We start from the raw sequence: 13,672 nt of genomic DNA on the forward strand, positions 1-13,672 counted from the left end.
CCTGATATATGACATAAGCATGACCTCGCCGACAAGATGTGGACAGATCCCTTTTCTTCCCCTGTGGAACGCCCGACCATGATGAACGAACCTGCCGCAGACAGCGGCTTTGCCGCCCCGCCCGTGCTGACCGTGACAGCCCTGAACCAGGCCGTCGCGCGCCTGCTCGAACGCTCGTTTCCGCTGACCTGGATTGCGGGCGAGATTTCCAACTTCACGCGCGCCAGTTCCGGCCACTGGTATTTCACCCTGAAGGATGACGCGGCGCAGGTGCGCGCCGTGATGTTCCGTGGCCGCGCCCAGTACGCCGGCTTTACGCCGCGCGAAGGCGACAAGGTCGAGGTGCGCGCCCTGGTCACCCTGTACGGCGCGCGCGGCGACTACCAGATCAATGTGGAAGCGATCCGCCGCGCCGGCGTCGGCGCCCTGTACGAAGCGTTCCAGCGCCTGAAGGACAAACTGTCGGCGCAAGGCCTGTTCGACGTGGAGCGCAAGCGCGCCATCCCGATGTTCGCGCGCACCATCGGCATCGTCACCAGCCCGCAGGCGGCCGCCCTGCGCGACGTGCTGACGGCCTTGCGGCGGCGCGCGCCGCACGTTTCCATCATTCTGTACCCCACCCCGGTGCAGGGCCAGCAGGCGCCGGAAAAAATCGCCCAGGCGATCCGCACCGCCTCGCAGCGGGCCGAATGCGACGTGCTGCTGGTGTGCCGTGGCGGCGGCAGCATCGAGGATTTATGGTCGTTCAACGATGAAGCTGTCGCCCATGCCATCGCCGACTGCAGCATGCCGGTGATCAGCGGCGTCGGCCACGAGACCGATTTCACGATTGCCGACTTTGCGGCCGACCTGCGCGCCGCCACGCCGACGGCGGCCGCCGAACTGGCCGCCACGCCGCGCGCCGACTGGCTCGCTTCCCTGCGCGCCGACGCCACCGATTTGCGCCGCGCCATGCGCCGGCGCCTGGACGACGCGGCGCAAACGCTGGACCGCCACAGCCGCCGCCTGCTCAACCCCAGGGCGCAGTTGCAACAGCAGCGCCTGCAACTGCTGGCCCTGTCGACCGCCATGACGCACGCCACGCGCGCGCCGCTGAACCAGTCACTCCACGCACTGGACCGCCTGCGCCACCGCTGGGCCGCCCTGCGCCCCGACGTGACGGTGCCGCGCGCCCGGCTGCAGGAAGCGCGGCGCCGAAGCGGCGCGGCCATCGTTCAGCTGCTCGCACGTCGGCGCCAGCAGCTGGGCGCCCTGGCGGCGCAGCTTGAACTGCTCAACCCGCAGCGCACTTTGGAGCGCGGCTACGCCATCGTGCGCGACGAAAAGGGCGCCGTCGTGCGCTCGCCCGCGCAGCTCAAGGCACGCCAGAGTCTCAACGTGCGCCTGGCCGAAGGCAGCGCCGAGGTGGGCGTCGCCAGCGTGCAAACGGTGATGGAATAAAAAAAGGCCGGGTGTCGCCACCCGGCCAAAACATGCTACTGAAGAACCTTCCCTGCCCTGCTGCCTAGAACTTCATCGACACCCTCGCGCCAAACGTGCGCGGCGCGTTGTAGAAGGCGCCGTAGATCTGCTGCGTCGGCTGGCATGGCATGCCCACATCGGTGCAGATTTCATTGACGTCGAGCTTGACTGCCTTGTCGGTGGCGTTCTGCACGAATGCCTCGACCGTATAGGCCTTGTTGGCCGGCTGGAAGCGCAGGCTCAGGTCCAGCGTGGTATAGGCTTCCTGGCGCTTGACGCCGGCGTGGCCCGGCACGTCGCCGTTGAAGGCGCCCGCGCCGACATAGGTCATGGTTTCGTAGTGCACCGAAGCGCGCGGCGTCAACTGGCCGCCGGCCACCGAAAAGTCATGCTCGTACTGTACCGTGGTGGAGAACTTCGGCGCGTGCTTCATGGTGCTGCCACCGACGTTCACCAGCGGCGCGGTGCTGCCGCAGGTGAGTCCCCTGGCGCGCGCCGCGTCGACGTCGCACGACAGGAAATCGTCGTATACGGCTTTCAACCAGGTGGCGTTGCCGGTCAAACGGTCGATGTTGGTCGGGCGCCAGACCCATTCCGCTTCCAGGCCCTTGACGGTGGCGCCGGCCGCGTTGAAGTTGGCCAGCACGCTGTTGACCACTTGCGATTCAAGCTTGTCCTTGTACTTCATCAGGAAGGCGTCGAGGTTCAGGGTCAGCTGACGATTGAGCAGGTCGGACTTGAAACCGATTTCATAGCTGGTCAGTTTTTCAGGCTTGGTGGTGGCGCCGCCGTCGCCGATGGCCGGCGAGTGGAAACCGGTCGTCACGGAACCGAACAGCAAGATGTCGGGCCGCAGCTTGTATTCGATGCGGCCCAGCCAGGTGGCCTGGCCGTATTTCAGGTCGGCCGTATTGTCGCCCGGCGTATTGCCGCAGGAAGCGGCCGTGATCGCGCCGCCCGGCCCGATATTGTGCGTGTTGGCCAGGCCCGTGCCCGGCTTCACCAGTTGCGCCATCTGGTCGGGCGTGAGCACGGTGGTGCCCAGCGGCGTGTTGGCCGGCCAGTTCGGACAGGCCCAGTTCTGGCCGCCGATATCGAATTTATGATCCTTGGTGTAGCGCGCGCCGGCCGTCAGCTTGAGCTGGTCGTTGACCTGCTGGCTGACCTGGCCGAACACGGCTTTCGATTTCAGCTGGCGGTCACCCTGGATGAACGACATCGACGAGGCGTACTGGCCAACGGTGGGCTGGACGAAAATCACCGCGCCGTTGGCGATATCCTGCTGCACCGCCGCCTGCGAAATCTGGCTGCGGTCGATATCGAAGCGCACCTTGTTCTTCTCGTTGAACAGGAACACGCCGGCCACCCACTGGAACGGCGCCTCGTCGTCCGAGCGCGCCTGCAGCTCGTGCGAATAGCTGTCGAACTGCGCCCAGTCGGTGCGGTTTTCCGACTTGAAGCCGGGGAACAGGCCGGCGTCGGCATCGTTGCTGTTCTGGCGCTTGTAGCGGCTCCAGCTGCCCAGGTAAGTGAAATCAAGCCCGTCGGTCGGCTTGTAATTGAGCTTGCCCTTGTAGGTCAAGATCGATTGATCGAGCGTGCCCGGGGTGTCGATCAGGGCCGAGCGCAGTTTTTCGCCCGCTTTCGGTTCGGCCGCCAGGTAGACGTTGCCGGCGCCCTGATCCAGAAAATAATCGGCGATAAAGGTGCCACGCAATTGCGGCGTGATCTTCCACAGCAGGGACGCGCGCACGCCCATCTGGTCACCGGCACCGTACTTGGCCGCGCCCGGCATCACGTTCGAGCCACGGCGAAAATCCACCGTGCCGTCGTGGCTGTCCTTGATGGCGGCGATCCGCAGCGCCACGTCGTCGGAAAACGGGATATTGAGCATGGCCTGCGTCTGCAGGTGGCGGTAGTCGCCCACCGTGATGCCGGCCGAACCCATCAGCTTGGTGGTGTTCGGCGCGGCCGACACCAGATTGACGGCGCCGGCGGTCGAATTGCGGCCGTTCAGCGTGCCCTGCGGGCCGCGCGCCACCTCCACGTGCGACAAGTCATACATCAGCGCCGTGGCGCCTTGCGGGCGCGGCGAATACACGCCGTCGACGTAAAACGCGACGGCCGGGTCGCCCAGCTCCGTGTGGTTGGCCGAGCCCACGCCGCGCATATAGACGTGCACGCCGCCCGAGTCGCCATGCTGCTCGACCACCAGGCTCGGTACCATGGTGGCCAGCGAGGCCAGGTCCTTGACCTGGTTATTCTGCAGGGTGTCCTGGTTGAAGGCGGTGACGGCCAGCGGCGTGTCCTGCACAAAGGTGTTGCGGCGCGTGGCCGTGACGACGATGCGGTCCATCTGTCCGGCTGCCGGCGCGGCTGCCGGCGCTGGCGTGGCTGCCTCTGCCGCGGGCGCGGGCGTGTCGGCCTGCTGGGCCATGGCGGCGCCACTGCCCAACAGAATCAGCTGGGCAAATGTGACGTGGGCCAGGCTGCTGGCGATGGTGTTGCGTGCTGGTTGTTTCATGATGTGTCTCCTCTACCTGCCACTGGTTGAATGATTGAATACATGGCTCTGCGGCCATTGCCTTCTTTTTTTCTGCTGCTGTTTTTAAGCCGCTGGTCAGCTCGAATTCATGACGCCTCCATCGCTTCAGTGCCTGGCGACGGCGCGGCCGCCGGCATCGAACAGAAATGCGTGCCCGTCTTCCGGCACAAAACCGATGGCGCTGCCTTGTGCCAGCGCATGGCGCGTCTCGCCATGGAGCTTGATGGCCAGGGCGTGGCTGCTGTTGTCCACCGTCGCGTGGACGATCTGCGCGTCACCGAGCTGCTCGATCAGGGTGACGGTGGCGCCGTAGCCATTACCCGGTGAAACCAGGCGCAGGTGTTCGGGGCGGATGCCGACCAGCATGCCTGGTTCGCCACCGAGTTGCGCGGCCAGGCCCGGCACGGCGGCGCACGGCAAAAAGTTCATGCGCAGCGCGCCGATAAAGCCGGCCACGAACTGGCTGGCCGGATGGCGGTACAGATCCAGTGGCGCGCCGACCTGCTCCAGGTGACCGCCATGGAACACGGCGACCCGGTCGCCCAGGGTCATCGCCTCGACCTGGTCGTGGGTCACGTAAATCATCGTCGTGCCCAGTTCCTGGTGCAGCTTGGCCAGCTCGATGCGGGTCTGCACGCGCAAGGAGGCGTCGAGGTTCGACAGCGGCTCGTCGAACAGGAACACCTTGGGCTGGCGCACGATGGAGCGGCCGATCGCCACGCGCTGGCGCTCGCCGCCGGACAGGGCCTTGGGTTTGCGCTCGAGCAGATGGGTGATCTGCAAAATCTCGGCCACCCTGCCCACGGCCACGCGCACGTCGGCTTCGGCCCGGCCCGCCATCTTCAAGGCAAAACCCATGTTTTCGCGCGCCGTCATGTGCGGGTACAGCGCATAGCTCTGGAACACCATGGCGATGCCGCGCTCGGCCGGCGGCACGTCGTTGGCCAGCATGTCGCCGATGCGCAGCTGGCCGGCGCTGATGTCTTCCAGGCCGGCGATCATGCGCAGCAGGGTCGACTTGCCGCAGCCGGACGGCCCGACAAACACCATGAATTCGCCGTCATGGATATCGAGGTCAAGTCCCTTGACGATTTCCGGGCCATCGCCATAGGTCTTGCGGATGCCGCGCAGCGAGATGGCGGCCATCTCAGCGCTCCCCGGCCGTCGCCAGCTGCGGCGCATGCAGCGCACGCTGCGCGGCGATAAAGTCGCGGTACCACAGGGCGCTGTCCTTCAGGCTGCGCTGCTGCGTGGCGTAATCGACATACACCATGCCAAAGCGCTTGGCGTAGCCCGAATTCCACTCGAAGTTGTCCAGCAAACTCCAGTAGAAATAGCCGCGCACGTCGATGCCCTGGGCGATCACGGCGCGCAAGGCGTCCAGGTGCAGCTGTACGTAGTCGATGCGCGGCTGGTCGTGGACCTTGCCGCCATCGAGCCTGTCGGCGACCGCCATGCCGTTTTCAGTGATGTAGACCGGTGGCAGCGGATACTCGCGGTGCAGGCCCACCAGCAGTTCCGTCAGCCCCTGCGGATAGGTTTCCCACCCCATGTCGTTTACGCCCAGCTTGCATTCGGGCTTGCGCGGCGGCGTCTCGCCGCTGACAAAGGCGCGCGTGTAGTAGTTCACGCCGAGGAAGTCGATCGGCTGTTTAATGTCCGTGAAATCGTTTTCAAAGATCGACAAAGCTGAAGCGTCGATATGTTTCAGGGCCAGCGCCGGGTAGCGGCCCTTGAAGATGGCGTCCATATACCACTGCACCGAGCGCGCATATTCGAGTTCGGCCAATTCGCGGTCACGGGCGCTGTCGGTGGCCGGCGTCGCCGTCCATTGATTGAGCACGATGCCCAGCTTGGCCGACGGCGCCACGGCGCGCATCGCCTGCATGGCCAGGCCGTGCGACAGCAGCAAATGGTGCGATACCTGCACGGCGGCCACAGGGTCCGCCATGCCGGGCGCGAACTGGCCCGTGCCGTGGCCGAGCACCGCCGTGCACCATGGTTCGTTATGGGTGGCGATGCTGCTCACGCGGTGGCCGAAGCGGCGCGCCACTTCGGCGCCATAGGCGGCAAAGTGATAGCAGGTGGCGCGATTGAGCCAGCCGCCTTCGTCCTGCAAGGCTTGCGGCAGGTCCCAGTGGTAGAGCGTCAGGTGGGCGTCGAGGCCCTTGGCGGCCAGCGCGTCGAGCAATCGGGCATAAAAATCGAAGCCGGCCTCGTTCCAGGCGCCCGAACCGGTGGGCTGCACGCGCGACCAGGACATGGAAAATCGGTAGGCGTTCACGCCCAGGTTGGCGATCAGTTCCACATCGTCGGCGTAGCGGTGGTAATGGTCGCAGGCCACGTCGCCATTGCTGCCGTCGGTGATCTTGCCCTCGGTGTGGCTGAAAGTGTCCCAGATCGACGGGCCGCGGCCATCGATGGCGGCCGCACCCTCGATCTGGTAGGCGCTGGTGGCCACGCCCCAGGTAAAGGTGGCGGGAAATTGAGTAACGGTATCGTCGTTATGCATGGTGGTTGGTGTCATGTTGGTGGTTTAAAAGGAACGGCTTAACCTTTGACGGCGCCTTGGGTCAAGCCTTCGATCAGGCGTTTTGAAGCGACAAAAAACATCAGCAGCAGCGGCAGCACGGCAATCGCCGCACCCGTCATCAGGGCGCCCCACTCCGTGTTGTTCGGCGCCTGCATGCTGCGCAGCGCCAGCGGAATCGTGTAGTTTTCGACCGAGCGCATCACCACCAGCGGCGTGATGAAGTTGTTCCAGGAGTTGATAAAGGTGATCAAGCCCAGGGTGCCCATGGCCGGCCCGATCAGCGGCAGCACCACGCGCCAGTAGATGGCAAATTCGCCGCAGCCGTCGATGCGCGCCGCCTCGATCAGGTCCTTCGGAATCGCCGTGCCGATATACTGGCGCATCAGGAAGATGCCCAGCGCGCCGGCGGCGCCCGGCACATACAGGGCGCGCGGCTGGTCCAGCCATCCCAGAAAATCCATCAGCATAAAGGTCGGTATCATGTTCATGAACGACGGAATGATCATCGACGCCATCACCAGCGTAAACAGCGGGCGCTTGAAGCGGAACTCGTACATGGCGAACGCATAGCCGGCCAGCGAGCAAAAAAACAGCGTCAGCGCCGTCGTCATCAGGGCCACGTACAGGCTGATGCCGATATTGCGCCAGAACGGCAGACGCTCCTGCAGCAGTTCCAGGTTATTCAGCAGCGCCGTGCCGAACCAGCGCGGCGGCGGCAGGCTGTAGATCTCGGCGCTGGTATGCGTGGCGAACACGAACATGAAGTAGAACGGCGCGACCATGATCATGGTGCCGATCGCCACCATGGCGTAAGCCGACCAGCGCGCGCTGGTGGCGGTGGCGGAAATGTTCGTGGCGCTCATCGCTGTGCCTCTTTACGTTCATTGCGGCTGAAGACGCGGTTGTTGACCCAGGTAGTGCTGGCGATGATCAGGAACAGCAGCCAGGAAATTGCCGACGCCGTGCCGAAGTCGCCCGAGGAGAACGCCGTCTTGTAGACAAAGATGGCGGTCGTCATCACCGACTGGCTCACGCCGCTGGACTCGGCCACCAGCACGAAGGGCTCCTCGAACAGCTGCAGATTGCCCATGATGGTGAGCGTCACGGCCAGGTAGATCATCGGTTTGAGTTGCGGCAAGGTGATGTACCAGAACTGCTGGCGTTTCGAGGCGCCGTCGATGGTGGCCGCTTCGTACAGGTCCTTCGGGATCACCTGCAGCGCCGACAGATACAGCACCAGGTTCCAGCCCAGATAGCGCCAGAAAATCACGAAGGCCACGGCCGGCTTGATGAACAGCGAGCTGCCCAGCCAGTCGATCGATTCGGCGGGAAACAGGCCGCCGATCACGGGCAGGCTGGCGCACCAGGCAATGAGCACATTGATCTGCCCGTAGTCGCGTGAAAACAGGGTATTGAACACCATGGCAATGGCCACGCTGGAGGTAATGAACGGTAAAAAGTAGATGCCGATCACCAGGTTGCGCGAGCGCTTGAAGCTGTTGTGGATAAACGCCGCCAGCGGAATTGCCACCAGGTGCTGCGGCACGCCCGAGGCCAGCGCCAGCCACACGGTATTGCCCAGCGAGCGCAAAAACCACGGGTCGCTCAGCGCGTACTTGTAGTTGTCCAGCCCCACCCACTGCATCGCCTCGACGCCGCTGGCCGCCTCCCACTGATTGAACGACAGGTAGATGGAAAACAGCAGCGGAAACAGGCTGAAAATGGCGAACAGGATAAAGAAGGGGCTGATGAAAATATACGGCGCCCACTTTTTCATATTGAAGCGTCGAGGCCGCAGCCGCGCCGCCGCTGGCGCGGCTGCCTCTTGCTGCGCCGGCACCGCCGACGAAGAATGAACAGTCATGACGGCTCCCTAGCGGCGCGCGCGGTGCGTGATCAAGGCCTTGGCGTCGGCCAGCGCGGTCTTGATATCCTTGTTCTGCGCCAGCACGCTTTCGAGCTCCATATTGACGATATCGCGCGCCACGGCGTCGAACTTGTCGACCCTGATCACGGGAATTTTCGCCGCCGTCTCGCGCGCCAGCAGCCGTGTTTTCTGGCCGCCGAAATACGCTTGCGGCTCGTCCATCATCGGATCAAGGTAGGCCGCCTTCAGGGCCGGAAAGGCGCCGATCTCCTTCAGGGAATGCAGCTGAATATCCTTGTTCACCGTCATGAACTTGATGAATTCCCAGGCCTGGGTTTTATTCGCGGCTTTTTTCGGGATGCCGTAAAACGAGCCGCCGTAGGAGGCCAGCGCGCCGGCCGGCAGGTTGGCCGCGCGCCACTGGCCTTTGGAATCGGGCGCCAGCCACTTTGCCAGGTGGCCGCTCAGCCAGGAACCCATCATCTGGCTGGCCACCTTGTCGCGCTTGAAGCCTTCGGCCCATTCGCCGGTCCAGGCCACGGTGCGCGCGTCGATGCCGGCCACCCGCGCCGCTTTCGCCAGCTCGAAGGCTTTCACGAAGCGGGGCGAATCGACCAGCACCTGGCCCTTGTCGCCAAAATAAATGCCTTCGCCGTCCTTCAGGTTGGCGCGAATGTAAATGTCGGCCAGGTCGCTGGCGCCGGCCAGCAGATAGGTGCCGGTGGCCGCCTTGAGCTTCTTGCCGGCGGCGATATACGACTCCCACGACTGCGTCAGGTCGGCCTCCTTGATGCCGGCCTTGTCCATCAGGTCCTTGCGGTAGAACAGGGTGCCCGGCCCCAGGTCGGCCGGCATGGCGCCCAGGGTGCCGCGCGAACTGGTCGCCTGCACGAACGTGAACGGCACGAACCTGTCGCGGTACTGCCCTGCCCCGTACGGCGGCTGCAACAGGTCTTCCATGCCTTTCGATTCGGCGAAGCTGCCCACATAGCGAAAGTCGATCGCCATCACGTCGGGCAGGCGCGCGCCGGCCGCCAGCGCCGTGGTCATGGAATTGTGATGGTCGTCGATCTGCAGGCTGACCAGTTTGACTTTCACTTGCGGATACAGTTTTTCCCACAGCGGCAGGGCCGTTTTCACGGCGCGGTCGAGGTCGGGAAACGAGGCGACGGTGATGGTGGCGGGCGCCAGCGCCGGGGCGGCAGCGGGCGGCGCTGCCGCGATGGCGCAGTTGCCCAGCAGTGACGTGACCAGTGCGCTCACGCCAAGGGTGATTGACTTCATTATTTCGTCTCCGTTTTTGAGCGTCTTCTATCTTGAAAACGTTTTCACAACATGCAGCCATTTAACACCGCAAAGAAAATGAAGTCAACCGAAAAAGTTGTCTTTTATTTTAAGATGGGCATTTGGCATGCCGCCAGCGCCCCTGTTTTCCCTATGAAAACGGGAAAAACAGCGCGGATGACGACTGTGGTTTTTTTATGAAAACGTTTTCAAGATGCTTGCCGCAAGCCTGCCGCCGGTTTATGGTAATCTTTCGTTGAAAAGGTTTTCAGAGCACTGAAGGCCGGCATCTTTGATCCAGGATAGACCTTGAACGACACCCATCACGCCGCCCCTCCCTCCACCCTGCTTGACGTGGCGCGCCAGGCCGGCGTGTCACCCAGTACCGTCTCGCGCATCCTGAACGGCACGGCCAGGGTCTCGGACGACAAGCGCGACGCGGTGCTGGCGGCGATCGCCCACATGAAGTTCGCGCCCAACCAGATGGCGCAGGGCCTCAAAAAAGGCCGCTCGATGACGATCGGCATCGTGGTGCAGGATATTTCCAGCCCGTTTTTCGACGAGAGCCTGCGCGGCGTCGACGATGGTTTGAAGGACACCGGCTACGCCTCGGTGATCGTCAGCGGCCACTGGAACGCCCGGGAAGAGGAAGACCGCATCCGCTTGCTGCTGGCCAGGAAAGTCGACGGCATCATTTTGCTGTCGGGCCGCATCTCGGACCAGAGCGTGCTCGATTTTGCCCAGCAGCGCCCGATCGTCTCGACCGGCCGCCAGATCGCCAGGCACAACGCGATCGGTTTCAAGCTCGACAATGAATACGGCGCTTATCTTGCGGTGCGCCACCTGATCGAACTGGGCCACCGCCGCATCGCCTTTATTTCTGGCCCGTCCAACAACAGCGACGCGGCCGAGCGCCTGACCGGCTATGAAAAAGCGCTGCGCGAAGCCGATATCGCGCTCGACCCGAAGCTGATGGCCGAAGGCGACTTCCACGAAGCGAGCGGCATGCTGGCCATGAACCATTTGTTCGACACGCAACAGCAGTTCACGGCCGTGTTCGCCGCCAACGACCTGTCCGCCTATGGCGTGCGCCTGTGCCTGTACCGCAAGGGCATCCGCGTGCCCGACGATATCTCGCTGGTGGGCTTCGATGACCTGCCCGGCTCGTCCTACACCACGCCGCCTTTGACCACCATCCGCCAGCCGCTGTACGATATCGGCCGCATCGCCACCGAGGCGTTGCTGGCCCTGATCAACGGCGACGCCGTACAGGCAGCCATCCCGCCACTGGAACTGGTCGTGCGCGAAACCACGCGCAGGGTGCGCTGATCCATGCACTGACACCCCTTTACGGTGTGGCCGGCAGCAGCAAAGGCGCATCCGCTTTACAATAGTGGCTCGTTCAGCAAGAATAACTGGCTCGACTGTCCGGCTCCGGCCGGATAACCCGAACAACCACCATAAAGGACATCACATGGAACATACCCTGCCACCACTGCCGTACGCAATGGACGCCCTGGCGCCGCACATCTCGCAAGAAACGCTGGAATACCACTATGCCAAGCACCACCAGGCGTATGTCACCAACTTGAACAACCTGATCAAGGGTACCGAGTTCGAGAACCTGTCGCTGGAAGAGATCATCAAGAAATCGTCGGGCGGCATCTTCAACAATGCAGCGCAAGTATGGAACCACACCTTCTACTGGAACGGCATGAAGCCGGCCGGCGGCGGCGCACCTACTGGTGCCGTGGCTGACGCGATCAACGCCAAATGGTCGTCGTTCGACAAGTTCAAGGAAGAATTCACCAAGTCGTGCGTCGGCAACTTCGGTTCCGGCTGGACCTGGCTGGTGCAAAAAGCCGACGGCTCGGTCGACATCGTCAACACCTCGAACGCCGGCTGCCCGCTGACTACCGGCGACAAGCCGCTGCTCACTTGCGACGTCTGGGAACATGCCTACTATATCGACTACCGCAACCTGCGCGCCAAGTACGTGGAAACGTTCTGGGGCCTGGTGAACTGGGAATTCGTTGCCGGGAACTTCGCGTAAGCGCAGTTTGCTGACAACGTAAAACGCCCGAGGCAGCCAAAAGCTCTGTTTGTCGCTTTTGGCTGCCCCTGAAAAAAGAAGTCACTGCCCCCGGCACTGGCTTCTTTTTTTATTTCGTCGTGAAAGATTAAAAGACTAAAAGCGGCGGGCCGGAGACGCGGCCCGGGGAGCCTGGGCTGGAGACTTGGGTGATGACATAGTTCGCTGGCGTGCTGATGATGCAGGAAAACTCCTGGTCCATTATTGTGGATCAGGAACCTTGGCCTCATCTTTCCAGCAATTAGCGCGCTCTAAAAATCACATTTATTGCACATAGACAATTGGCGCAAAAGAACTGCCGAGTGGGAAGCTTGGCACCGTCGTTGTAGACAGCAACGCCCCCGTACTGATGTTGAACTTATAGAGACGGCCGTCAATCATCGTCCGCAGTACGCCTGATGCATCGATATCAATATCGCCGAGGGTCGGGGCGATCTGCATCACGAAGGCAACCGAATTAACGCCGGTATTGGGATCGATGCGCAAAATTGCCCATCCGCCACCTGAAATGATGCCGATCCCATAGAGCTGCCCGTCCGGCCCAAAGTCAATTGCCTGCACATAGTTTGACGCACCCGACATATAGACGTATGACTGGGAAGCGCCGCTGCTGGTCAGCTTATGCAGACGATGCGCTGGGCTAGCACCCGCTGACGGCGTAAACTGGCTTAACGACATCCCGAGCAATTGACCTTGGGCGGACACCGCGAGGGCTCTCAATTGCTCGGCAGTGTTGCCACGAGCTGAACACACGCCCGACACCGGGTTCACCTCAAAGATTTGCGAAGAAGAAATTCCAATGACGACTCCATCGGGGCGGCTGTCGATGGCCATTAAGAATTGGCCGCAGCTGAAGTCAACCTTCTTGTTCATGGTTGGTTCATCAAAAGTCCAGAAATTCAATCCAGTCTGAACCACCAAACCGCTACCAGCGGGTGTTGGTCCGACCCCGTCTGCCACTGTAATCGTCACCCTTGAGGCTGTGCTGGAAGCACGCCCATCGTTCACGATCAGTGAAAGTACATAGGTACCGGAATCTCTGGCGGTGAAGGACGGCCGCACTGTGTTAGCTCCCGTGAGGGTGGGGGCAAAGAAACCGGCGTACGACTGAAAGCCCCATACATATGTCAAAGCATCGCCGTTGGCGTCAGTGCTGCTAGTGCCGTCCAAGCGAACTACATCACCCAGATAGGCCGACTGAGCGGGTCCGGCGTTGGCAACAGGCGCAGCATTAGCTGCAGTGGCAGTGATAGAGACGTTAGCCGTCTGGCTGCTGACTTTGCCGTCGTTGACGACCAGGCTGGCCACGTAGGTGCCGATAACGTCAGCTGCGAATGTCGGCTTCGCCGATGATGGGCTGCTCAGGCTTGCTGCGCTACCAGCAGGCTTGCCGGTCAGCGTCCAGGCATATGTCAGCGTGTCGCCGTTGGCATCGGAACTGGCGCTGCCGTCCAGCGTCACAATTGTACCGGTGACGGTGTTCTGAGCCGCTCCGGCGTTGGCAACAGGCGCAGCATTAGCGGCAGTGGCAGTGATAGAGACGGTAGCCGTCTGGCTGCTGACTTTGCCGTCGTTGACGACCAGGCTGGCCACGTAGGTGCCGGTTACGTCAGCTGCGAAAGTCGGCTTCGCCGATGATGGGCTGCTCAGGCTTGCTACGCTACCAGCAGGCTTGCCGGTCAGCGTCCAGGCATATGTCAGCGTGTCGCCGTTGGCATCGGAACTGGCGCTGCCGTCCAGCGTCACAATTGTACCGGTGACGGTGTTCTGAGCCGCTCCGGCGTTGGCAACAGGCGCAGCATTAGCGGCAGTGGCAGTGATAGAGACGGTAGCCGTCTGGCTGCTGACTTTGCCGTCGTTGACGACCAGGCTGGCCACGTAGGTGCCGGT

Annotated in this window: 10 protein-coding genes; 3 read left to right on the plus strand and 7 right to left on the minus strand. The window is 62.6% G+C overall.

Annotated features, from left to right (window positions below; genetic code table 11):
* Window positions 1-81: 81 nt before the first annotated feature.
* The gene (xseA, locus tag CD932_RS24305) at window positions 82-1,440 is read left to right on the plus strand and encodes an exodeoxyribonuclease VII large subunit (protein ID WP_094445846.1); all 1,359 of its coding nucleotides are present in this window, start codon (window positions 82-84) and stop codon (window positions 1,438-1,440) included.
* Between the two features lie 64 nt (window positions 1,441-1,504).
* On the opposite strand, the gene CD932_RS24310 is transcribed toward xseA, so the two are convergent.
* The 6 genes from CD932_RS24310 to CD932_RS24335 all read right to left on the minus strand — a co-directional run bounded on the left by CD932_RS24310 (window position 1,505) and on the right by CD932_RS24335 (window position 9,690).
* Complete coding sequence (locus CD932_RS24310; RefSeq protein WP_094445477.1) at window positions 1,505-3,985, minus strand: TonB-dependent receptor; 2,481 nt, start codon at window positions 3,983-3,985, stop codon at window positions 1,505-1,507.
* Window positions 3,986-4,111: 126 nt separating this feature from the next.
* Window positions 4,112-5,152 (minus strand): ABC transporter ATP-binding protein, encoded by a 1,041-nt coding sequence (locus tag CD932_RS24315; protein WP_094445478.1) that lies wholly within the window; start codon window positions 5,150-5,152, stop codon window positions 4,112-4,114.
* A gap of 1 nt (window position 5,153) precedes the next feature.
* Window positions 5,154-6,533: a GH1 family beta-glucosidase gene (locus CD932_RS24320; protein ID WP_254926752.1), complete on the minus strand. Its 1,380-nt coding sequence runs from the start codon at window positions 6,531-6,533 to the stop codon at window positions 5,154-5,156.
* Between the two features lie 23 nt (window positions 6,534-6,556).
* Window positions 6,557-7,402 carry a carbohydrate ABC transporter permease gene (locus CD932_RS24325; RefSeq protein ID WP_176461127.1) on the minus strand — a complete coding sequence of 282 codons (846 nt, stop codon included), beginning with the start codon at window positions 7,400-7,402 and terminating at the stop codon, window positions 6,557-6,559.
* Window positions 7,399-8,403 carry a carbohydrate ABC transporter permease gene (locus tag CD932_RS24330; RefSeq protein WP_094445480.1) on the minus strand — a complete coding sequence of 335 codons (1,005 nt, stop codon included), beginning with the start codon at window positions 8,401-8,403 and terminating at the stop codon, window positions 7,399-7,401. The genes CD932_RS24325 and CD932_RS24330 overlap by 4 nt, the downstream gene beginning before the upstream one ends.
* A 9-nt stretch (window positions 8,404-8,412) precedes the next feature.
* Window positions 8,413-9,690: an ABC transporter substrate-binding protein gene (locus CD932_RS24335; protein WP_094445481.1), complete on the minus strand. Its 1,278-nt coding sequence runs from the start codon at window positions 9,688-9,690 to the stop codon at window positions 8,413-8,415.
* Between the two features lie 309 nt (window positions 9,691-9,999).
* Between CD932_RS24335 and CD932_RS24340 the strand changes: the two genes are divergently transcribed.
* Together CD932_RS24340 and CD932_RS24345 are read left to right on the plus strand one after the other, a co-directional pair.
* The gene (locus tag CD932_RS24340) at window positions 10,000-11,019 is read left to right on the plus strand and encodes a LacI family DNA-binding transcriptional regulator (RefSeq protein WP_094445482.1); all 1,020 of its coding nucleotides are present in this window, start codon (window positions 10,000-10,002) and stop codon (window positions 11,017-11,019) included.
* Window positions 11,020-11,164: 145 nt separating this feature from the next.
* Window positions 11,165-11,743, plus strand: a complete 579-nt coding sequence (locus CD932_RS24345) for a superoxide dismutase (RefSeq protein WP_094445483.1) — start codon at window positions 11,165-11,167, stop codon at window positions 11,741-11,743.
* A 303-nt stretch (window positions 11,744-12,046) separates the two neighbouring features.
* On the opposite strand, the gene CD932_RS24350 is transcribed toward CD932_RS24345, so the two are convergent.
* A partial coding sequence (locus CD932_RS24350; RefSeq protein ID WP_094445484.1) for a PKD domain-containing protein occupies window positions 12,047-13,672 on the minus strand: 1,626 nt, incomplete at its 5' end.

Source organism: Janthinobacterium sp. PC23-8, assembly GCF_002250505.1.
Taxonomy (GTDB): Bacteria; Pseudomonadota; Gammaproteobacteria; order Burkholderiales; family Burkholderiaceae_D; genus Janthinobacterium.